Origin of the sequence: Lelliottia amnigena (assembly GCF_019047465.1) — a bacterium.
GTDB lineage: Bacteria > Pseudomonadota > Gammaproteobacteria > Enterobacterales > Enterobacteriaceae > Enterobacter > Enterobacter amnigenus.
Genome location: NZ_CP077236.1, coordinates 3,062,733 through 3,084,936 on the forward strand (window position 1 = coordinate 3,062,733; position 22,204 = coordinate 3,084,936).

The 22,204-nt window shown below is 56.4% G+C and carries 20 protein-coding genes; 11 read left to right on the forward strand and 9 right to left on the reverse strand.

Translation table 11 applies throughout. The annotated features are described in order from the left end of the window. Positions 1–24 precede the first annotated feature (24 nt). On the forward strand, positions 25–1,665 hold the full coding sequence (pgm, locus tag I6L74_RS14325) for a phosphoglucomutase (alpha-D-glucose-1,6-bisphosphate-dependent) (RefSeq protein ID WP_059178642.1): 1,641 nt from the start codon (positions 25–27) through the stop codon (positions 1,663–1,665). A 98-nt stretch (positions 1,666–1,763) separates the two neighbouring features. Here the strand turns inward: pgm and potE are convergent, their stop codons facing one another. The 9 genes from potE to kdpF form a co-directional block, all read right to left on the reverse strand. Continuing rightward, a complete protein-coding gene (gene potE / locus I6L74_RS14330) occupies positions 1,764–3,077 on the reverse strand; it encodes a putrescine-ornithine antiporter (RefSeq protein WP_059178641.1) in 1,314 nt (437 codons plus the stop codon). Then, a complete protein-coding gene (speF, locus tag I6L74_RS14335) occupies positions 3,074–5,272 on the reverse strand; it encodes an ornithine decarboxylase SpeF (protein WP_059178747.1) in 2,199 nt (732 codons plus the stop codon). Before speF ends, potE begins: the two co-directional genes overlap by 4 nt. Before the next feature lie 254 nt (positions 5,273–5,526). Beyond that, positions 5,527–5,631, reverse strand: coding sequence for a leader peptide SpeFL (gene speFL, locus I6L74_RS14340; RefSeq protein WP_106875989.1), 105 nt, complete (start codon positions 5,629–5,631; stop codon positions 5,527–5,529). 277 nt (positions 5,632–5,908) lie between these two features. Next, positions 5,909–6,586 (reverse strand): two-component system response regulator KdpE, encoded by a 678-nt coding sequence (gene kdpE / locus I6L74_RS14345; protein ID WP_059178640.1) that lies wholly within the window; start codon positions 6,584–6,586, stop codon positions 5,909–5,911. Then, a complete protein-coding gene (gene kdpD, locus I6L74_RS14350) occupies positions 6,583–9,270 on the reverse strand; it encodes a two-component system sensor histidine kinase KdpD (protein ID WP_059178639.1) in 2,688 nt (895 codons plus the stop codon). Before kdpD ends, kdpE begins: the two co-directional genes overlap by 4 nt. Next, positions 9,271–9,846 (reverse strand): potassium-transporting ATPase subunit KdpC, encoded by a 576-nt coding sequence (gene kdpC / locus I6L74_RS14355; protein WP_059178638.1) that lies wholly within the window; start codon positions 9,844–9,846, stop codon positions 9,271–9,273. Between the two features lie 12 nt (positions 9,847–9,858). Beyond that, positions 9,859–11,907 carry a potassium-transporting ATPase subunit KdpB gene (gene kdpB / locus I6L74_RS14360; RefSeq protein WP_059178637.1) on the reverse strand — a complete coding sequence of 683 codons (2,049 nt, stop codon included), beginning with the start codon at positions 11,905–11,907 and terminating at the stop codon, positions 9,859–9,861. Positions 11,908–11,926: 19 nt separating this feature from the next. Further along, positions 11,927–13,606, reverse strand: coding sequence for a potassium-transporting ATPase subunit KdpA (gene kdpA, locus I6L74_RS14365; protein WP_059178636.1), 1,680 nt, complete (start codon positions 13,604–13,606; stop codon positions 11,927–11,929). After that, the gene (gene kdpF / locus I6L74_RS14370; protein WP_071818723.1) at positions 13,606–13,695 is read right to left on the reverse strand and encodes a K(+)-transporting ATPase subunit F; all 90 of its coding nucleotides are present in this window, start codon (positions 13,693–13,695) and stop codon (positions 13,606–13,608) included. Before kdpF ends, kdpA begins: the two co-directional genes overlap by 1 nt. Positions 13,696–14,003: 308 nt before the next feature. Here kdpF and I6L74_RS14375 point away from each other — a divergent pair, with 308 nt between their 5' ends. The 10 genes from I6L74_RS14375 to nei all read left to right on the forward strand — a co-directional run bounded on the left by I6L74_RS14375 (position 14,004) and on the right by nei (position 22,179). Next, positions 14,004–14,210, forward strand: a complete 207-nt coding sequence (locus I6L74_RS14375) for a YbfA family protein (RefSeq protein ID WP_012016611.1) — start codon at positions 14,004–14,006, stop codon at positions 14,208–14,210. A gap of 258 nt (positions 14,211–14,468) precedes the next feature. Further along, the gene (phrB, locus tag I6L74_RS14380; protein WP_059178635.1) at positions 14,469–15,881 is read left to right on the forward strand and encodes a deoxyribodipyrimidine photo-lyase; all 1,413 of its coding nucleotides are present in this window, start codon (positions 14,469–14,471) and stop codon (positions 15,879–15,881) included. 10 nt (positions 15,882–15,891) lie between these two features. Next, entirely contained in the window at positions 15,892–16,635 is a 744-nt protein-coding gene (locus I6L74_RS14385) for a type 2 GTP cyclohydrolase I (RefSeq protein ID WP_059178634.1), read from the forward strand. A gap of 14 nt (positions 16,636–16,649) precedes the next feature. Then, entirely contained in the window at positions 16,650–17,306 is a 657-nt protein-coding gene (gene pxpB / locus I6L74_RS14390) for a 5-oxoprolinase subunit PxpB (protein WP_059178633.1), read from the forward strand. Next, positions 17,300–18,232, forward strand: coding sequence for a 5-oxoprolinase subunit PxpC (gene pxpC / locus I6L74_RS14395; protein WP_059178632.1), 933 nt, complete (start codon positions 17,300–17,302; stop codon positions 18,230–18,232). Before pxpB ends, pxpC begins: the two co-directional genes overlap by 7 nt. Beyond that, positions 18,222–18,956, forward strand: a complete 735-nt coding sequence (pxpA, locus tag I6L74_RS14400) for a 5-oxoprolinase subunit PxpA (RefSeq protein WP_059178746.1) — start codon at positions 18,222–18,224, stop codon at positions 18,954–18,956. The genes pxpC and pxpA overlap by 11 nt, the downstream gene beginning before the upstream one ends. 40 nt (positions 18,957–18,996) lie before the next feature. Next, positions 18,997–19,716 carry a DUF969 domain-containing protein gene (locus tag I6L74_RS14405; protein ID WP_059178631.1) on the forward strand — a complete coding sequence of 240 codons (720 nt, stop codon included), beginning with the start codon at positions 18,997–18,999 and terminating at the stop codon, positions 19,714–19,716. Continuing rightward, positions 19,713–20,708, forward strand: coding sequence for a DUF979 domain-containing protein (locus I6L74_RS14410; protein WP_059178630.1), 996 nt, complete (start codon positions 19,713–19,715; stop codon positions 20,706–20,708). The genes I6L74_RS14405 and I6L74_RS14410 overlap by 4 nt, the downstream gene beginning before the upstream one ends. Before the next feature lie 9 nt (positions 20,709–20,717). Beyond that, the gene (gene pcp, locus I6L74_RS14415) at positions 20,718–21,362 is read left to right on the forward strand and encodes a pyroglutamyl-peptidase I (protein WP_059178629.1); all 645 of its coding nucleotides are present in this window, start codon (positions 20,718–20,720) and stop codon (positions 21,360–21,362) included. 25 nt (positions 21,363–21,387) lie between these two features. After that, positions 21,388–22,179, forward strand: coding sequence for an endonuclease VIII (gene nei / locus I6L74_RS14420; RefSeq protein ID WP_059178628.1), 792 nt, complete (start codon positions 21,388–21,390; stop codon positions 22,177–22,179). Positions 22,180–22,204: the final 25 nt, after the last annotated feature.

Here is a 22,204-nt window from a genome sequence, read left to right on the forward strand (position 1 = left end):
CCCTTGCATAAGAAGGACCAGGCAATGGCAAATCACGAACGCGCGGGTCAGCCTGCGCAACAAAGCGATTTGATTAACGTCGCTCAGCTTACCGCTCAGTACTATGTATTGAAGCCGGAAGTGGGCAACGCAGAACACGCAGTGAAGTTTGGTACGTCTGGCCACCGCGGCGGCGCGGCGCGCCACAGCTTTAACGAACCGCATATTCTGGCCATTGCTCAGGCCATCGCTGAAGAACGCGCTAAAAATGGTATTACCGGTCCGTGCTTCGTCGGTAAAGATACTCATGCGCTGTCCGAACCGGCCTTCATCTCCGTACTGGAAGTGCTGGCAGCGAATGGTGTGGATGTCATCATCCAGGAAGACAACGGCTATACGCCAACGCCTGCGGTCTCGAACGCTATTCTGGTGCACAACAAAAAAGGCGGCGCGCAGGCGGACGGTATCGTTATCACGCCATCGCACAACCCACCGGATGATGGCGGTATCAAATACAACCCACCTAACGGCGGCCCGGCTGATACCAACGTCACGAAAGTGGTGGAAGACCGTGCGAACGCGCTGCTGGCGGATGGTCTGAAAGGTGTTAAACGTATTTCTCTGGATGCCGCGATGGCTTCTGGTCACGTGAAAGAGATCGATCTGGTTCAGCCGTTTATCGAAGGGCTGGCGGATATCGTGGATATCGCAGCGATTCAGAAAGCCGGTTTAAAACTGGGCGTGGATCCCCTTGGCGGCTCCGGTATTGAATACTGGAAACGCATCGCGGAGTTCTACAAGCTGGATCTGACCATTGTGAACGATCAGGTCGATCAGACGTTCCGCTTTATGCATCTGGATAAAGACGGCGCAATCCGTATGGACTGCTCGTCAGAGTGCGCGATGGCCGGCCTGCTGGCGCTGCGCGACAAATTCGATCTGGCGTTTGCCAACGACCCGGATTATGACCGTCACGGTATCGTCACCCCTGCGGGCCTGATGAATCCAAACCACTATCTGGCGGTGGCGATTAACTATCTGTTCCAGCATCGCCCTCAGTGGGGCAAAGAGGTAGCGGTAGGTAAAACGCTGGTGTCATCTGCGATGATTGACCGCGTGGTGAACGATCTGGGCCGACGGCTTGTGGAAGTGCCGGTAGGTTTCAAATGGTTCGTTGACGGTCTGCATGACGGCAGCTTCGGTTTTGGCGGCGAAGAGAGTGCGGGCGCTTCCTTCCTGCGTTTCGACGGCACACCGTGGTCGACCGATAAAGACGGGATCATCATGTGCCTGCTGGCGGCGGAAATCACGGCCGTCACCGGTAAAAATCCGCAGGAACATTACAATGAGCTGGCTGCGCGATTTGGTGCGCCGAGCTACAACCGTATTCAGGCGAGTGCAACCTCGGCTCAGAAAGCCGCGTTGTCTAAGCTCTCTCCAGAGATGGTGAGCGCGAGCACGCTGGCGGGTGACCCGATCACTGCACGTTTGACGGCGGCGCCGGGTAACGGTGCGTCCATCGGCGGTCTGAAAGTGATGACTGAAAACGGCTGGTTCGCAGCGCGTCCGTCCGGTACGGAAGATGCATACAAAATCTATTGCGAAAGCTTCCTCGGCGACGAACACCGTCAGCTGATTGAGAAAGAAGCGGTAGAGATTGTCAGCGAAGTGCTGAAAAACGCGTAAATGTGTTTGAGCGGGTGGGACTGAAGCTCTCACCTCAACCTTCTTTCACGGAAGAGGGAAAACAACGGCAACCGCAGGGTTGCCGTTTTACGTTTACCTCAGCTGTGCTTATTTTTCAGTTCAAAACGCGGTGACACCAGACCGTACAGCGTCCAGCCCATAAACGTCACCATCGCGCCATACAGCATCGCTTCCTGGCCGGAAGAGTAGAGCGCATAGAAGCTGTAAATCGCCCCGACCAGCGCCACAAAATTGGCCACTTTCGCTTTGCCTGGTTCAACATTTGCCATTTTCTGAATGATCACCAGCGCTGCCATCGACAAGATATACGGAATGATATTCGTCACGACGGCCAGATTAACCAGAACGTTGAATTGAGTGCTCAGGGACGGACTAATGGTCATCAGCGACAAACCGCTCTGGAAAATGACAATCGCCAGCATCCCCTGAATCGGCGCTTCTGACTTGCTCACACGCGAGAAGATTTTTGGGAAATAGCCGGAATCCGCAGAAGATTTAAACACCTGCGCAATCGTGAACTGCCAGCCGAGCAGTGAACCGCAGCAGGACATCACCATCAGCCCCATGATCACTTTCCCGACTTCCGGCGTAAACATCTGCGCAAAAGCCAGACCAAACGGCGCGGTAGAGTTTGCCAGATCCATATTCGGCACAATCCCGGCGATCACGTTGGTCGAAACGATGTAAATCACTGCAGCACCCAGCGTGCCGCCCAGCACCGCTATCGGCACGTTGCGCTCTGGGTTTTCCACTACTTCGGCGTTGGCACACGCTGACTCCAGTCCAAGAAATGCCCACAGCGTCATCGCAATCGACGACCCAACCGCGGTAAAGAACGGTACGTGATGCGGGTTCCAGGAGTTGGCGTACAGCGTCGGGCTAAACCAGAACCAGCCGATAATGCACAGTCCGACGACCGGGATGATCACTCCCCAGACCGTCACGCTGCTGATTTGCCCGGTAATGCGCGCGCCGCCAAAGTTGGCGATAGTACAAATCCACAGCACGCCAATGGTCGCGAGGCCGATCTGCACTGGGGTGAGTGCTGCGCCAAACAGCTCCGTCCCGTAGCCAACCGCCGAGATCGCGATCGCCACATTGGCGATCAGCAGCGACACGCCGTAGGTGTAGTTCGCCATAAAGTTGCCCGACTTACCGAAGGCGTATTCGGCGTAACCGCCCATCCCGCCGGACTTACGGCTAAACATTCCGCATTTAGCAAATGCCCACGCCAGCGCCATCGACCCGACGGCTGTGACCAGCCAGGAGATAATCGAGATCGTCCCCACTTCCGCGAGTTTGGTGGGCAGCATGATGATGCCTGAGCCCATCATATTCACCATTGTCAGAATAGTGAGCTGCACAACGCCCATCTTATTGGATTTACTCATAGTTTTTCCCCTTTCAGCAGCGTGGGTTGAGCAATGGGTTGTTTAATCACGTAGCAACGCACCTGTTTGCGTCCGTCACACTCTTCGATATACACACCCTGCAGTTCCGGTGCGAAGCCCGGCAGCAGGTTGATACCCTCTTCAAGCGCAGTGAAATAGCGCAGAACCGCATCTCCCCAAACTTCCCCTGGGACCACGCACAGCACGCCCGGTGGGTAAGGGAGAGCACCTTCGGCGGCAATTCGGCCTTCGGCGTCGCGCAGAGATACCAGTTCCACTTCACCGCGCAGATAGGCGTAATTGGCCTCCTGCGGGTTCATCATCACCCGTGGGAAATGCGCTTTACGGAACATCTCTTTTTGCAGCTGTTTCACGTTGTGACGGGCGTAGAGATCGTGCATCTCCTGGCAAATCTGGCGCAGCGAATAACCGGCGTAGCGTTCAGGATGCTGTTTATACAGTGACGGGAGCACCTCCTTCAGCGGCGCGTCGGTTTCCAGAAGTTTTTCGAAACGCACCAGTTGCGCAATAAGCTGCTGCAGCTTGCCCATATCCTCGGCCGGCGTGAGCAGGAACAGAATCGAGTTGAGATCGCATTTCTCCGGGACGATACCATTCTCGCGCAGGAAATTAGCGAGGATGGTGGCCGGCACGCCGAAATCATCGTACTCACCGGTACGCGCGTTAATGCCCGGCGTCGTGAGCAGTAATTTGCACGGATCGATAAAATATTGGTGCTCGGCATACCCCTCAAAGGCGTGCCACCGTTCGCCGGGTACAAAGTGGAAGAAGCGTAAATCTGATGAAATATCGGCAGTTGGACAGCTTTCCCACGCTTTGCCATCCACCGTTTCCGGAACAAACGGGCGGATAAACCGGCAGTTTTGCAGAATCAACTTGCGCGCCTCAATGCCATTGACCACGCAGTCCATCCACATGTTGCGTCCGCTCTGCCCCTCGTGCATGCGGGCGTTGATATCCAGGGCCGCAAACAGCGGATAGAACGGGCTGGTGGAGGCGTGCATCATAAAAGCGTTGTTCAGCCGTTTGTGCGGAACGTAACGCTGCTGACCTTTAATGTGGCCGTCTTTCTTGTGGATCTGCGAGGTTTGCGAGAATCCAGCCTGCTGTTTATGCACCGATTGCGTGACCAAAATACCCGGATCGTTTTCGTTCAGATCCAGCAGCAGCGGGGAACAATCCGCCATCATCGGGATAAATTGTTCGTAGCCGACCCAGGCGGAATCAAACAGAATGTAGTCGCAGAGATGACCAATCTTATCGACCACCTGACGGGCGTTATAAATGGTGCCGTCGTAGGTTCCCAATTGAATCACCGCCAGACGGAAAGGGCGCGCATCGCGGGCGCGTCCAGGCGCCACTTCAGAAACCTGCTCACGCAGATAACTCTCTTCGAAACAGTGCGCGTCGATACCGCCGATAAACCCGTACGGGTTGCGTGCAGTTTCCAGATAAACCGGCGTAGCGCCTGCCTGAATGAGTGCGCCGTGGTGATTAGATTTATGATTATTGCGGTCGAAAAGGACCAAATCACCCGGTGTCAGCAGGGCATTAAGCACGACTTTATTGGACGACGACGTTCCGTTCAGCACGAAATAGGTTTTATCCGCGTTAAACACTTTTGCGGCGTGTTTCTGTGCCGTGCAGGGCGCGCCCTCGTGGATCAACAGATCGCCCATGGCCACATCGGCGTTGCACAGATCGGAACGGAACAGCGTCTCGCCGAAGAAATCCACAAACTGATTACCGGCGGGATGGCGGCGGAAAAACTGGCCGCCCTGATGCCCCGGACAGTCGAATGCGCTGTTGCCCTGGTTGACATAGTCCACCAGCGCGCGGAAAAACGGCGGGCGCAGTTGGGTTTCGTACTTCTGCGCGGCGGCTTCCAGCTGGCGTCCGTAAAAGTCGTTGCTGGTGTCATTGCATTCAAAAACACCCTGAATGCGCGATAAATATTCTGCCGGAACAATCTCTTCTTTGTGAGTGGCAATAAATACCGGAATACCAAAACCGGTGCCTTCAATTTCTTCTATTGTGCCGTTAAAGATATCACTGACGGCCAGAACCACGGCGGCGATATCAATATAATCTGAGGCGCTGATATCGACCGTTTCACGTGTGGTGGTAAAACAATCTGGGCAGGCACGACTGACAGCGATTTTTAGCAGTTTCATATTCATCTCTTTATTTTTGGCAATATTCACCCATCGGTTTCTTTTAAATAAGAAATCGATATTTCCCGGAAAAAAACAAAGTGTGGCCGCTGATAAAAAATCAGTAAATTTGCTTTTTTGATGAGTTAAATCCCAATCGTCCGGTGACGAAGCACTCAGGATTTAAAAGGATAAGCGTGCAGGTTCACAGACAATGGCCTGTAAAACAAGGGGTTCAGAATAACCTGTGTACGAACACGCCAGCAGACGGGGATCTACCGGGCGTTGAAGAAATGAAAATCAAAGCTGTTGCGGTGGGCGAACATCATAATATGCGTTGTCCGCCTGATATGAGGCATTAAACGATTATTGTTTTCCATGCTTATTTTCCTTTCAGTAATTGAAAGCATGGTCATTCTATCCAGGAAAGGGCGGTAAACCGTGAGTATGATCACCATTAACCGATCAAATCAGAAATAAATATTCGTTTTGAGTGAATAGTGCAGATCAAAATTCTGCATTGTAATGATGGTGTTAATCTTGTGTTGAATGGATGTTCTGATTTATTTTAAATAAATCATCTATAAACTTTTTGATATTGGGTAAATATAAAAAGAGAGATTTTAGGTTGGCGCTTTAAATAAAGTGAATACTTATTCAAAGCATAAAGCGATAACCGATACCGGTTTCTGTTAATAAATGGCGAGGGCGTGCAGGGTCAACTTCGAGTTTCTGACGAAGATGGCCCATATATATGCGTAAATAATGACTATGCTCGACGGCATTCGGGCCCCATACCTGATTGAGTAGCTGGCGCTGTGTCAGTACCTTGCCGTGGTTATTCAGCAGAATCGCCAGCAGGCGAAATTCAATCGGGGTAAGGTGAATCTCTTGCGCGCCGCGAAGAATGCGCCGCGCGGCGAGATCAACCTGAATGTCTGAGAAGGTGTAGACCGGTTCCGCGGGCGTTGTGGTGCTATGACGACGTAACGCCACGCGCAGTCGCGCCTGCAGTTCGCCGATACCAAAGGGTTTGCTGAGATAATCATCGGCACCGGCATCCAGCGCGGCAATTTTATCGGTCTCTTCCGCGCGGGCAGAAAGCACAATAATCGGCATCTGGCTCCACTGGCGAACCTCGCGGATAAAATCGATGCCGTCGCCGTCTGGCAAACCTAAATCGAGGATCACCAGATCGGGTTTGCGCGTCGCGGCTTCAATCAGGCCACGCTGTAACGTTCCGGCGTCAAACACGCGCAAGCCGTCCCCCTCCAGCGCGGCGCGCAGGAAACGGCTAATCGCATGTTCGTCTTCAACAATCAGAACGTTAATCACAAATCCTCTGGTAATTCATCAAGTTCCGGCGGGGCTTCTAGCGGAAGTGTAACACAAAAACAGGCCCCGCCTTCCGGACGGTTGTGCGCGTCGATGGTCCCACCGTGAACCTCGACGATGGCCTGGCATATCGCCAGCCCAAGCCCGACACCCGGAATGGCAGACTCTTTATTTCCCCGGGCAAATTTTTCAAAAATAGCCGATTCTTGTCCAACGGGAATGCCGGGGCCGTCGTCCCAGATCTCAAGACGTAATGCCTGATTTGCCACGCCCGCATTCAGCCCAATCTCTGCTTTTGAACCGGCGTATTTCGCCGCGTTTTCCAGCAGATTAATCAGCACACGCTCAAACAGCGGCCCGTCAACGTGAATCAGCGCCAGCGGCTCCGGCATGTTTAAAGAAATGTGTCGCCCGCCGAGACCCGGTTCCAGCATTTTCAGGGCGCTGCCCACCACCTCTTCCAGCGTCAGCCACTCTTTTTTGAGGTTAAATCCGCCGGACTGAATGCGCGCCATATCCAGCAGATTATTCACCAGCCGCGTCGTGTTGAGCACATGCTGGCGTATTTCACTGGCCTGCGGTGCGTGCGGGGAATTCTCTGCCGCCAGATCGAGCGTTAAAATTTCCGCCTGGCCAAACAGGACGGTCAGCGGCGTGCGCAGATCGTGAGAGAGCGCCGCCAGCAAGGAGTTGCGGATGCTCTCACGCTCGCTGGCCATTCGGGCCTGCTCTTCGCTTGCCGTCAGCGCCAGTCTTTCGAGAGCGCTGGCGACCAGCAACGTGAAGGTTTCCAGTAGACGCTGCTGTTCCGGGATCATCAGCTGTCGCAGATGTGTCGGCTCCACAATCACCAGCCCCAGCGTCTTGTTGGCGCTACGCAGCGGCAAAATGAGGTAGGGCACGCCGGGTAAAGTGTCCGTACCCGCGCCTGCGGGTAAACCTTTATCAAAACTCCAGCGGGCAATCGCGTCATCCCACGGCGTCATACCGCTGGACGAGGTCAACGGGCGCAGTTTCCCGTGCTCATCGGGCAGCAAAATCAGGCTGCTGGCGTGGAACGTCGAGCGAATAAACTGCTCGCTGGTCTGAACGATATCGCGCGGCGTGCGGCCCACTGCCAGCGATTTTGACATCTCATAAAGATGACGCGTGCGTTGCTCGCGATAGCGGGCGATACGTGCCTGATAGCGCACACCTGCGGTGAGATTCCCGACGATAAGGCCGACGGTAAGCATCACTGCGAACGTCAGAATGTACTGCACGTCCGACACCGCCAGCGTTCCGCGCGGGGCGATAAAAAACAGATCAAAGCTGGCGACGTTAATCACCGTGGCGAGCACTGACGGCCAGCGACCGTAAAGCAGGGCGACAATCACCACGCCCAGCAGATAAATCATCACCAGATTGGCCGCGTCAAAGGCGAAAAGCCACTGGCTGGCCACGAACGTGATCAGCGCGCACAGAACCGTCGCGACCAGACAGCCACGCAGCTGAATACGCCATTTCTCGCCGAAAGGGCGCACATCTGCTGTTCGGTTTGGCAGGGGGGCGGGTTTGTCGTCAAGGGCGACAATCACCAAATCTAAATCGGGCGCGCGTTTTGCCAGTTTATCGGCGAACGACTCACGGCTAAACCAGCGGCGATGATGGCGACGGCCAATCACAATTTTGCCCAGATTGTGCTCGCGGGCGTAGCGGAGAATGGCTTTGTCTTCTGCGGGATCGGACAGCGTGGCGGTTTCTGCGCCCAATTCTTGTGCCAGGCGTAAGGCGCTCAAAATGGCGCGACGTTGATGTTCAGGCAGCGCATGCAGATGCGGCGTTTCGACATAAACCGCATGCCAGACGCTGCCAAATTTTGCCGCCAGCCGCGCGGCGGTGCGCACCAGCTTTTCGTTGCCGCTCCCGTGGCCGATGCACAGTAAAATCGCGTCGCGGGTGTGCCAGACGCGATCCTGCCCCTGTCGGTCACGCCAGGCACGCATCTGATCGTCCACCCGATCGGCGGTGCGTCTGAGCGCCAGTTCACGCAGGGCGATCAAATTCCCTTTGCGGAAGAAATGTTCGATGGCCCGTTCGGCCTGACCGGTAATATAGACTTTGCCCTCGTGCAGGCGCTGGCGCAGGTCGTCCGGCGGCAAATCGACCAGCACCACCTCGTCGGCGGAATCAAAAAAGGGATCGGGCACGGTTTCGCGCACCTGAATTCCTGTCACGCCACTGACCACATCGTTCAGGCTTTCCAGATGCTGCACGTTAACGGTGGTAAAGACGTCGATACCCGCTTCCAGCAGCTCCTCGACATCCTGCCAGCGCTTTGGATGACGCGAGCCTGGCGCGTTGCTGTGCGCCAGTTCGTCCATCAGGATCAGCGCCGGACGGCGGGCGAGGGCGGCATCGAGATCAAATTCCGTCACCAGACGACCGCGATGGCTGGTCCGCCGGGCGGGCAGCGTGGCTAATCCTTCCAGCAGCGCCGCCGTCTCTTTACGTCCATGCGTTTCCACCACGCCTACCACAATGTCTAAACCTTGCGCCCGCAGCCGCTGCGCTTCCGCCAGCATGGCGTACGTTTTCCCGACGCCAGCGCAGGCGCCAAAGAACACTTTCAGCTTGCCGCGATGCGGGGCGGCTGTCTGTTCCAGCAGTCGGTCAGGGTCCGGGCGCACAGGCTCGTCGGTCATTTAGTTTTTCCTTAGCGCGTCCAGCGCCAGATTCAGCTCAACAATATTCACTACCGGCATACCGATAAAATTGACCAGCGGTTTTTGCGTATGTTCCTCAACGACCTGACGCACCTGTTCCGTGGTCAACTGGCGGGCAGCCGCCACGCGCGGGATCTGCCATGCGACCGATTCGGGCGTCAGGCTGTAATCCAGCCCGCTGGCAGAGGCCGTGACCAGCTCAACGGGCACATCACGGCTGGCCTGCGGGTTGGCGGCGCGAAGTGTGGCAACGCGTTCGCCGATCGCTTTATCCAGCTCGGGATTGCTCCCCGCCAGATTACTCCCGCCAGACGCCATCGGATTATACGGGCTTTCCGCGGTGGCGGAAGGACGCCCCTGAAAGTAGCCCGCGTCGGTAAAATTCTGCCCTATCAGGCGCGAGCCGCGATTTTCACCGTTCTGGATAATCAGCGAACCGTTGGCCTGATCGGTAAACCACCATTGGCCGAGTGCCGTTGTGAGCAGCGGATAAAGCCCGCCGGTCACCAGCGTTAACAGAATAAACAGCAGTATAGCGGGGCGTAACATCGTCATTTGATTTACCTTTTAAACCAGCCCGAACACGGTCAGCAGCATGTCGATAATTTTGATACCGATAAACGGCACCACCAGTCCACCCAGACCATAAATCCACAGGTTGCGACGCAGCATAGCGGCCGCCGTCAGCGGTTTATAGCTCACGCCTTTAAGCGCCAGCGGGATCAGGAAGACAATAATCAGCGCGTTAAAAATCACGGCGCTGAGAATGGCCGACGCCGGAGAGTGCAGATGCATCACGTTCAGGGCGTTGAGCTGGGGATAGGTCGCCGCAAACGCCGCCGGAATAATGGCGAAATACTTCGCCACGTCGTTGGCGATACTGAACGTGGTCAGCGATCCGCGCGTCATTAGCATCTGTTTGCCGATGTGCACCACTTCAATCAGCTTGGTCGGGTTAGAGTCGAGATCGACCATATTGCCCGCCTCTTTCGCCGCCTGAGTGCCCGAGTTCATCGCCACCGCGACGTCCGCCTGTGCCAGTGCCGGGGCGTCGTTGGTGCCGTCGCCGGTCATTGCCACCAGGCGTCCTTCGGCCTGGTACTGACGAATCAACGCCAGTTTGGCTTCCGGCGTGGCTTCAGACAGAAAATCATCCACGCCCGCTTCGGCGGCAATCGCGGCGGCGGTTAACCGGTTATCGCCGGTGATCATCACCGTTTTAATCCCCATCTTACGCAGCTGGGCAAAGCGTTCTTTAATGCCACCTTTCACGATATCTTTCAGGGCAATGACGCCGAGCACGGTTGCACCTTCGGCGACCACCAGCGGCGTTGCGCCCTGACGCGCCACGTTCTCCACCAGACGATCGACTTCCGGTGGGAAGTGGCCGTTGTTGGCTTCAATGTGGCGGCGGATTGCGTCAACGGAGCCTTTGCGAATCATGCGATCCTGGATGTTAATCCCGCTCATACGCGTTTGCGCGGTGAATGGCACAAAGGTGGCCTGCAGGCTTTGCACATCCCGCTGGCGCAGGTTAAAGCGCTGTTTTGCGAGGATAACAATGCTGCGGCCTTCCGGCGTTTCGTCGGCCAGCGATGAGAGCTGCGCGGCGTCGGCCAGCGTTTTTTCATCCACGCCGGGCGCGGGCAGGAACTCAGATGCCTGGCGGTTGCCGAGGGTAATGGTCCCGGTTTTATCGAGCAGCAACACATCCACGTCGCCCGCCGCTTCTACGGCGCGACCGCTGGTGGCGATGACATTTGCGCCGAGCATCCGACTCATCCCCGCCACGCCAATCGCCGACAGCAATCCGCCGATGGTGGTTGGGATCAGGCAGACCAGCAGCGCGACCAGTACCGTGACGCTGACCGCCGTACCGCCGTAGGCGGAGAACGGCCACAGGGTGGCGGTTGCCAGCAGGAAAACAATCGTCAGGGCCACCAGTAAAATGGTCAGCGCGATTTCGTTTGGCGTTTTACGGCGCTGCGCGCCTTCGACCATCGCGATCATGCGGTCGAGAAAGGTTTCGCCTGGGTTGACGCTGCACTGGATCACCAGCCAGTCGGAGAGGATCCGCGTCCCGCCGGTGACGGAAGCGAAATCGCCGCCAGACTCACGAATCACCGGTGCAGATTCCCCGGTGATCGCGCTCTCATCGACCGATGCGCCGCCTTCGATGACTTCCCCGTCGCACGGGATGATATCGCCCGCTTCGACCAGCACGACGTCGCCTTTGCGCAGCTCGTCAGCCGGGACGTGATCCATCTGCGCGCCATATTTTGGCTCGCGCAGTTTGCGGGCAAATGCCGTCTTATTGATGCCTTTCAGGCTGTTGGCCTGCGCCTTACTGCGGCCTTCAGCCAGCGCTTCGGCTACGTTGGCGAAAAGCACCGTAAACCACAGCCAAACGCTAATCGCGCCGGTAAAGCCCGCATCGCCCGCCAGATGCCCGGTTGCCATTGCAACAGCCAGCGCGGTGGTGACCACGCTGCCAATCCAGACAATAAACATCACCGGGTTGTGCCATTGCACGCGCGGGCTGAGTTTTTTGACCGCATCCATCAACGCCTGGCGAACCAGCGCGGGTTCTAAGAGGGCCAGTTGTTTACGACTCATGACTTATGTCTCCGCTCAATTAGCGTAAAGAAAGATGTTCCGCGACCGGGCCTAACGCGAGGGCGGGGATAAAGGTCAATGCACCCACCAGCAGCACGGTGCCAATCAGCAGGCCGACAAACAGCGCCCCGTGGGTGGGCAGCGTTCCGCTGGAGGTGGGCTGAATGTTTTTGCTGACAAGCGTCCCGGCAATCGCCATCACCGGGATGATTACCCCAAAGCGACCGACGAACATGCAGAACGCCAGCAGGCAGTTCCAGAACGGAGAGTTAGCGCTTAATCCGGCGAAGGCGCTGCCGTTGTTGTTAGCGGCGGATGAGACGGCGTACAGCACTTCGCTAAAGCCATGAATGCCAGGGTTGAAAATGCCGCTGCGTCCGGCGTCGGTCATCAGCGCCAGCGCCGTACCCATCAGCACCAGTGCAGGGGTCACCAGAATCGCCAGCGCGGTCAGTTTCATCTCCCTCACGTCGATTTTTTTACCCAGGTATTCCGGCGTGCGGCCAATCATCAGCCCGGCGATAAACACCGCCAGCAGGACAAACAGCAGCATGCCGTACAGACCGGATCCGACCCCGCCAAAGACCACTTCACCAATCTGCATCAGCCACAGCGGGATCATCCCGCCAAGCGCCGTGAAGGAGTCATGCATCGCATTCACCGCGCCGCAGGAGGCCGCCGTGGTGACCACTGCATACAGACTGCTGGCGAGAATGCCGAAACGGCTCTCTTTACCTTCCATATTGATGTTGCTGTCGGCACCGATCTGCATAAAGTGCGCGTTGCCGTGCCATTCCGCCCACATCACCAGCGCGGCGCAGACCACGAAGATAATTGACATCGCCCAGAGCAACGTGCGGCCCTGACGGCGGTCGTTCACCACATCGCCAAAGGCAAAGCAGAGCGCGGAGGGGATCAGGAAGATCGCCAGCATCTGCACGAAGTTAGTCAGCGCAGTGGGGTTTTCGAACGGGTGCGAGGAGTTGGCATTGAAGAATCCGCCGCCGTTCGTTCCGAGCATTTTGATGGCTTCCTGTGAGGCCACTGGCCCCATCGGCAGCATCTGTTTTACCCCCTCAAGCGAGGTATAAGACGAATACGGCAGCAGGTTTTGCAACGTGCCTTGCTGGATAAAGAACAGAGCGATAAGCAGAGCAATCGGCAGCAGCACCCACAGCGTGATCCGCGTGAGATCGACCCAGGCATTACCCAGCGTATTCATTTTTTGCCGCGCAAAAGCGCGCGTCAGCGCGAAGATCACCGCGATGCCGCTGGCTGCAGACAGGAAGTTTTGTACGGTTAATCCTGCCATCTGGCTGAAATAGCTCAGCGTGGTTTCACCTGCATACGATTGCCAGTTGGTATTGGTGACGAAACTGACGGCCGTATTGAGCGCCAGATGCCAGCTTAACCCCGGCAACTGCTGCGGGTTGAGCGGCAAAATGCCCTGCAACATCAGCATCGCGAAGAGGACAAACAGGCCGCACACATTCAGCAGCAGAATAGCGAGCAGATATTGCCGCCAGTTCATCTCCTGATTTTGGATGCCGAGTACGCGCCATAATCCGTTTTCCACGCCGCCAACCAGAGGCAGCGGAACGCCATTTATCATCCGCGCCAGTACGGTTCCCAGCGGTCGTGCCAGCAGGAACAGCACCAGTAAAAAGCTGGCGATAAGTAAAAATCCTTGAGCGGCCATCAGAATGCCTCCGCATTAAACAAGGCGTAGACCAGATACCCTAATAACAGAAAAACCAACACGATGCCGGCAATCAGACCTGCACTCACAATTCACCTCCGGGTGACATTTGTCTTTGTGCAAAAGGTAGGATTTATGGCGCAAAGATTTCGCAAAAATCGGCGGGGGAGGTGTAAAAAAAGTATAAAAACGATAAAGCCCCAATTTAACTATTGGTAAGTATCTCGTTAACTTTTTCGTAACTTAATTACGGGAGAAGTGTAAATATTCACTAAATGAATGAAAAGAAGTGGTCGGATGAGTAGTAAAATTACAAACAAAACGGTACTATTTTAGCCAGATAACCACTTTTGAATTTTCCGGATAATGTTTCCGGCCAACTATAGGGGAGAAAATAATGGACCTTTACAAAGAGTATCCTGCACATGTTGTCTTTTTACGTCGCACCTTCGCTGTAGTGGCGGGTGTTCTGGCGTTACCGGTAATGCTTTTCTGGAAAGACCGTGCCCGTTTTTACAGCTATCTGCACCGCGTCTGGGCGAAAACCAGCGAGAAACCGGTATGGATGGATCAGGCCGAAAAAGCGACCTGCGACTTCTATTAAAATAAAGACGACACACAGCAATGTCGTAACCGCCACAGAGATGTGGCGGTTTTTTTATGCCCGCGATAAAGGTTTACCCCTTGAGAGTGTCAGGAGTTATCCGCAGTTAACCGGCATTAACGGTGTTGTACTGCTTGCTCCAGTAACATAACTTAAACATTATAGCGTCAGGTATTCCGACGCTGTTTCGGACGACGCGATGTTAGCGTGCGGCCGGAAACGCTACGCTTAGGTTATGGACAATTATTCAGGAGTGTTATGACCACGCATCTGGTCTGGTTTCGCGCGGATCTGCGCCTTCATGACAATATCGCCCTCGCGGCTGCCTGCCGCAGCCAAAACACGCGGGTGCTGGCCGTGTTTATCGCCACGCCCGATCAGTGGCGGCAGCACGATATGGCCCCGCGACAGGCGTCATATCTGCGCGCGCATCTTAAGGGGTTGCAGCAGGGCCTGGCGGAGAGAGGCATTCCCCTCATCTATGAAGAGGTGAGTGATTTTGCGGCGCAAAGCGCAAAAGTGCAGCAGCTCTGCGAGCAGCACGGGGTCACCCATCTTTTTTACAACTATCAATACGAATTCAACGAGCAGCAGCGCGACCGACAGCTCGAAAAAACGCTCGACGGCGTGGTCTGTCAGGGCTTTGACGACAGCGTGATGTTGCCGCCCGGCAGCGTCATGACCGGGAATCACGAGATGTACAAAGTGTTTACCCCGTTCAAGAATGCGTACGTCAAGCGCCTGAAAGAGGGGCTGCCGGAATGCGTGGCCGCGCCCGCAGCCAGAGAACAAAAGCTGCCGCCACCCGCTGAAATTGACTTCAACTACCCGCAGCAGGATTTTGATGCTGAACGGTTTCCTGCCAGTGAAAAGGCCGCCATCGCGCAGCTGCGCCATTTCTGTCAGCACGGCGCGGGTGAGTACGAGGCGCGACGCGATTTCCCTTCCATCGACGGCACCAGCCGGTTATCTGCCTGTTTAGCGCTGGGCGTGCTCTCGCCGCGTCAGTGTTTGCACCGACTGCTGGCGGAGCAGCCCAGAGCGCTGGACGGCGGTGAGGGTGCGGTGTGGCTTAACGAGCTTATCTGGCGAGAATTTTATCGCCATCTGATGACCTATCATCCTGATTTATGTAAACACCGGCCCTTTATTCGCTGGACGGATAATGTGCAGTGGCAGCACGACGAGGTGCTGCTGCAGGCCTGGCAGGACGGGAAAACGGGCTATCCGATTGTCGATGCGGCGATGCGCCAGCTCAACGAAACGGGGTGGATGCATAACCGCCTGCGAATGATCGTGGCGAGTTTTTTGGTGAAAGACTTGCTTATCGACTGGCGTGCCGGAGAGCGATATTTTATGGCACAGCTGATCGACGGCGATTTGGCCGCCAATAATGGCGGCTGGCAATGGGCGGCCTCAACCGGAACGGACGCCGCGCCCTATTTTCGTATTTTTAATCCGACCACGCAGGGGCAACGGTTTGACGACAAAGGCGAGTTTATCCGTCAGTGGCTGCCATCACTTCGTGATGTGCCAATTAAATCCGTTCATGAACCCTGGGTGTGGGCAGATAAAGCGGGCGTGAAGCTCGATTATCCGCGCCCGATTGTCGATCATAAACAGGCGCGCGTCGCCACACTGGCGGCCTATGAAGCCGCCCGCAAAGTGTAAGAGAGTCATGATGAAAAACACCGAACTTGAACAACTGATCAACGAAAAACTGAACAGCGCCAGCTTTAGCGACTATGGCCCGAACGGCCTGCAGGTGGAAGGGCGCGACACGGTGCAAAAGATTGTCACGGGCGTCACGGCAAGCCAGGCGCTGCTCGATGAAGCGGTGCGTCTGCAAGCCGATGCAGTGATCGTACATCACGGTTATTTCTGGAAAAACGAAGCGCCCGTGATTCGCGGCATGAAGCGCAATCGCCTGAAAACACTGCTGGCAAACGACATCAACCTGTATGGCTGGCATTTACCGCTGGATGCGCACCCGGAGCTGGGCAATAACGTGCAGCTGGCCGCGCTGCTCGGCATCACCGTGATGGGCGAAATTGAACAGTTAGTGCCGTGGGGTGAGTTATCGATGCCGGTCCCAGGTCTGGAGCTGGCCTCCTGGATTGAGGCGCGTCTGGGGCGTCGTCCGCTGTGGAGCGGTGATACCGGGCCCGATTTGGTGAAACGCGTCGCCTGGTGTACGGGCGGTGGTCAGGGCTTTATCGACAACGCTGCGCGCTTTGGCGTTGACGCGTTTATTACCGGTGAAGTGTCTGAACAGACGATCCATTCCGCGCGTGAACAGGGGCTGCATTTTTATGCCGCCGGGCATCACGCCACTGAACGCGGCGGCATTCGCGCCCTGAGCGAGTGGTTGACGGAAAATACCGATCTGGATGTGACCTTTATTGATATTCCTAATCCTGCCTGATGAGAGGTACGTAAGTGCAGCGAGCGCGTTGTTATTTATTAGGCGAAACCGCCGTGGTACTGGAGCTTGAGCCTCCGGTCACGCTGGCGACGCAAAAGAGGATCTGGCGCTTAACGCAGCGGCTAGCGGAGATCCCCGAAGTGGTGGAAGCCATTCCGGGGATGAATAACATTACGGTCGTATTGCGCAATCCGCAGTCCCTGGCGTTGGATGCAATCGAGCGATTGCAGCGCTGGTGGGAAGAGAGCGAGGCGCTTGAGCCTGAGTCACGCTTTATCGAAATCCCGGTAGTGTACGGCGGGGCGGGTGGCCCGGATTTGGGCGAGGTCGCCCGACATGCCGGACTGTCTGAAAAGCAGGTGGTCGAGCTGCATAGCTCGATTGATTACGTGGTGTGGTTCCTGGGCTTCCAGCCAGGATTCCCCTATTTGGGGGGATTGCCGGAACAGCTGGCCACGCCGCGTCGCGCTGAGCCGCGCCTGCAGGTTCCTGCCGGTTCGGTCGGGATTGGCGGGGCGCAGACCGGGATTTACCCGCTGGTGTCGCCGGGCGGCTGGCAGCTGATTGGCCATACCCCTCTGCCGTTATTTGATTCAAAACGCGATGAACCGGTGCTGTTGCGACCGGGTGATACCGTGCGGTTTGTGCCGAAGAAGGAGGGGGTATGTTGAAGGTGATTCGCGCGGGGCTGTACACCTCGGTACAGGACGAGGGCCGTATTGGCCTGCGTCAGTCGGGGATCAGCTATTGCGGGGCGCTGGATAAACCGGCGTTGCAGATTGCGAATCTGCTGGTGGGCAACGATCCAAATACGGCGGCGCTGGAAATGACCCTGGGTCAATGCAGCGTCGAGTTTGAGCGCGACAGCTGGTTCGCCCTGACCGGCGCAGGCTGCGATGCCACGCTTGATGGCGCAGCGGTCTGGACCGGATGGCGATTAAGGGCTAAAGCCGGGCAGCGCCTGACGCTGAATCGCCCGTTGCACGGGATGCGCAGCTATCTGGCGATCGATGGCGGCATTGACGTACCGGAAGTGATGAACTCATTCAGCACCGACCTCAAAACGGGTATCGGCGGGTTTGAAGGCCGTTTGCTGAAAGATGGCGACAGGTTACCGCTTCGTCCCGCCACGCGGGAATTTGCCGAAACGCAGGGGGTTAAGCAACTGCTGTGGACCAACCGTATTCGCGCACTGCCTGGGCCGGAATACCATGAGTTTGACCAGCCTTCGCAGGATGCCTTCTGGCGTCTGCCGTGGAAGCTCAGCCCGCAAAGTAACCGCATGGGCTATCGTTTACAGGGTCAACAACTGGCACGCACTACCGATCGCGAAATGCTGTCACATGGCCTGCTGCCGGGCGTGATTCAGGTGCCGCATAACGGCCAACCGATTGTCCTGATGAATGATGCGCAGACCACAGGGGGCTATCCGCGTATCGCCTGCATCATCGAGGCGGATATGTACCATCTGGCGCAAATTCCGTTGGGTCAGCCGATTCATTTTGTGCAGTGCACGCTGGAAGAGGCGCTCGAAGCGCGACGCGTGCAGAGACAACATATCGAACAACTGGCATGGAGGTTGAATGATCGTCGTTGATTTGAATGCGGATTTAGGCGAAGGCTGTGAGAGCGATGCTGAATTATTGACGCTTGTCTCTTCCGCCAATATCGCCTGCGGATTTCACGCCGGGGATGCGCAAACCATGCAGGCGTGCGTTCGCGAGGCGTTAAAAAATGGCGTGGCGATCGGCGCCCATCCGAGCTTTCCCGATCGGGAGAACTTTGGCCGCACGGCGATGAACCTGCCACCGGAAACGGTGTACGCCCAAATGCTGTATCAAATTGGGGCGCTGGAGGCTATCGCGCGCGCCGAAGGAGGGCAACTTCGTCACGTTAAGCCGCACGGGATGCTCTATAACCAGGCGGCAAAAGACGCCGCGCTGGCGGACGCTATCGCCCGTGCGGTTCATGCCGTCTGCCCGACGTTGATTCTGGTAGGACTGGCCGGCAGCGAACTGATCCGCGCCGGGGAGCGTCATGGTTTGGTCACGCGCGAAGAGGTGTTTGCCGATCGCGGTTATCAGGCTGACGGAAGTCTGGTGTCGCGCACGGCGGCGGGCGCGCTGATTGACGATGAAGAACTGGCGCTGGGGCAAACCCTGGAAATGGTGCAGCAGGGGCGGGTCAAAAGCATCACCGGGGAGTGGGCCAGCGTGCGGGCGCAGACCGTCTGCCTGCATGGCGATGGCGAACACGCGCTGGCGTTTGCCCGCCGCTTACGCAAAGAATTTGACGTTAAAAATATAACAATCAGTGCATAACGCACAAACGCAAACACAACTTAACAACAGGAAAGAGAATATGGCAGAGACGCTATCGCTCTGGCCACTCATCGGTATCGCGGTGATTGTGGTCGGATTTTTATTACGTTTTAATCCGGTGCTGGTGGTGATTGTCGCCGGTATCGTCACCGGCCTTGCGGCGCATATGCCTGTCGCCACTATCCTCGAAAAGCTCGGCGAGGGGTTCCTGAATACCCGTAACCTGCCGTATATCCTGCTAATTCCTCTTGCGGTTATCGGTCTGCTGGAGCGCCACGGGCTGAAAGAGCGCGCGCAGGCCTGGATTGCCAAAATTCACAGCGCCACTGCGGGCCGTTTGCTGATTGTCTATCTGTTCGTGCGTGAAGCGTCGGCCGCAATGGGACTGACCAGCCTCGGCGGTCATCCGCAGATGGTGCGCCCGCTGCTGGCCCCGATGGCGGAGGGTGCAGCAGAGAAAAAATACGGTGAACTGCCGGGCGCGGTGCGTTACCGCCTGCGGGCCATGTCGGCGGCGACCGATAACGTCGGGCTGTTCTTCGGCGAAGACATTTTTGTCGCCTTCGGCGCGATCATCTTTATGCATAACTTTATGCTTGAGTCTGGCGGTATTCAGACCGAGCCGCTGCATATTGCCTTGTGGGGCATCCCGACGGCGATCTGCGCCTTTATCATCCACGCCACTCGCCTGTGGCGGCTGGATAAGCATCTTGAGCGCGAGCTGGCGAAAACCACGCGTACGCAGGGAGATGCCTCATGAATTTCCAGCAAAGCTATTTGTACTGGCTGGCGGGGCTGATCCTGCTGATCGTCGCGGTGATGTCGTTCCGCGATAAAGCTAACCCGCGCCGCGTGACGACCGGAATGTTCTGGGGCATTTACGGCCTGATGTTCCTGCTGGGTGACTGGACGTATCAGCTGGTGGGCGATAAGCGCACCGTGCATATTGCGGTGGGTGTCGCGGTGGTGGGGCTGGCGCTGATTGCTGGTTTTGGCGGCGTGCGTCTGGGCAGCTATCATCAACGCAAGCAGGAAGAACGTGAAGCCAGCGCAACGCGTCTGGGTAACCGACTGTTCTATCCGGCGCTCGCCATTCCCGTGGTGACGGTTGTTGGCGTGCTGATGTTCAACCATATTCCGGGATTGCAGGAGACGCTGTTTGGGCCGGGCAATCACGCGACCCTGGTGACGCTGTTTTCCATGACGATCGGCACGCTCATTGGCCTGGCGCTGGCAATCAAAATGACGCACGAAAAAGTGCATCAACCGCTGCAGGAAGCGCGTCGTCTGCTGGATTCCATCGGCTGGGCGTTTATTTTGCCGCAAATTCTGGCGACGCTCGGGCTGCTGTTTACCGCAGCAGGCGTGGGCGATGGGATCTCCTGGCTCACGAAAACCTATCTGGCGGTGGATAGCCGCTTTATCGCGGTGGCGGTCTACGCGATTGGCATGGCTGTGCTGACGATGGTGATGGGCAATGCGTTTGCTGCGTTCCCGATTGTGACGGCAGGGATCGGTATTCCGATTCTGGTGCTGCAACACGGCGGCAATCCGGCCGTCATGGCGGCTATTGGGATGTTCTCCGGGTATTGCGGGACGCTGATGACGCCGATGGCGGCTAACTTCAATATTGTTCCCGCCGCCCTGCTGGAACTGCCGGATAAAAATGCGGTGATCAAGGCGCAAATACCGACCGGCGTGCTGTTACTGATCGTCAACGTGTTCCTGATGTACTTCCTGATGTTCTTATAAGGAGGCGTGATGCGTCATATTTTAGTGACCGGTTTTGAGCCTTTTGGCGGTGAGACCATCAACCCTTCCTGGGTAGTGGTCAAACAGCTTGAGGGGATGATAATTGATGATTGCCGCGTGGTGACGCGGCAGTTGCCTTGCGTGTTTGGCGTGTCGCTGACGGTGCTGAATGCCGCTATCGACGAATTGAATCCGGCCGTAGTGATTGCCGTCGGGCAGGCGGGCGGTCGTGTGGATATCACCGTCGAACGTGTCGGTATTAACGTCGATGATGCACGAATTCCTGATAATCGTGGTCAGCAACCGATTGATGTTGCGATTGTCCCGGACGGGCCAGCGGCATGGTTTAGCTCGCTGCCCATCAAAGCAATGGTGGCGGCGATGCGCGAGAAAGGCATTCCTGCATCAGTGTCGCAGACGGCGGGGACGTTCGTTTGTAATCACGTGATGTACGGGGTGCTGCATAAAATCGGTGAAAACGCGGAGATGAAGGGCGGCTTTATTCATATTCCGTACTTACCTGAACAGGCCGCGGCGCATGCTGGCGCACCGAGCATGGCGGCACAGACGGTGAAAGATGCGCTGGAAATCGCCATAACCGTGGCGTTACGCCAGGACTGTGACATCAACGTCGTGGGCGGCGCAACGCATTAACGATGCACTCAAAAAGGATGTAAACATGCCAGAAGGACCGGAGATCCGCCGCGCGGCAGATAGCCTGGAGGCGGCGATAAAGGGCAAACCCCTCACTGATGCGTGGTTTGCCTTTCCTCAGTTAAAATCGTTCGAATCCACGTTGATTGGGCAAAAAGTCACGCAGATTGAAACGCGCGGCAAAGCGTTGCTGACGCATTTTTCCCATAACCTGACGTTATATAGCCACAATCAACTTTATGGGGTCTGGCGGGTGGTTGATGCAGGTGAGCACCCACAAACATCAAGGATATTGCGTGTCAGGCTGCAAACGGCGGATAAAGCGATTTTGCTCTACAGTGCGTCAGACATAGAGATGTTAACGCCGGAGCAACTGCTTACACACCCCTTCCTGCAACGCGTCGGGCCGGATGTGCTGGATATGCGGCTGACGGCAGAAGCGGTGAAAGCGCGATTATTGTCGCAGAAGTTCCGCAATCGGCAGTTTTCAGGATTGCTGCTGGATCAGGCCTTTCTTGCCGGGTTGGGCAATTATTTGCGCGTTGAAATTCTCTGGGAAGTGGGGCTGGCGGCGCAGCGTAAGGCTTCGCAGCTCAGCGAGGAACAGCTTGATGCGCTATCACATGCTTTGCTGGAGATTCCGCGGCTGTCGTACAACACGCGTGGCGTGGTAGATGACAATAAACATCACGGTGCGTTGTTTCGCTTTAAGGTGTTTCATCGGGAGGGCAAAGTCTGCGAGCGATGCGGCGGGGTGATTGAGCGGAGCACGCTTTCTTCAAGACCCTTTTACGGGTGTCCGGAGTGTCAGAAATAGGGCGCAGAGTTCTCCTTCTCCCCGT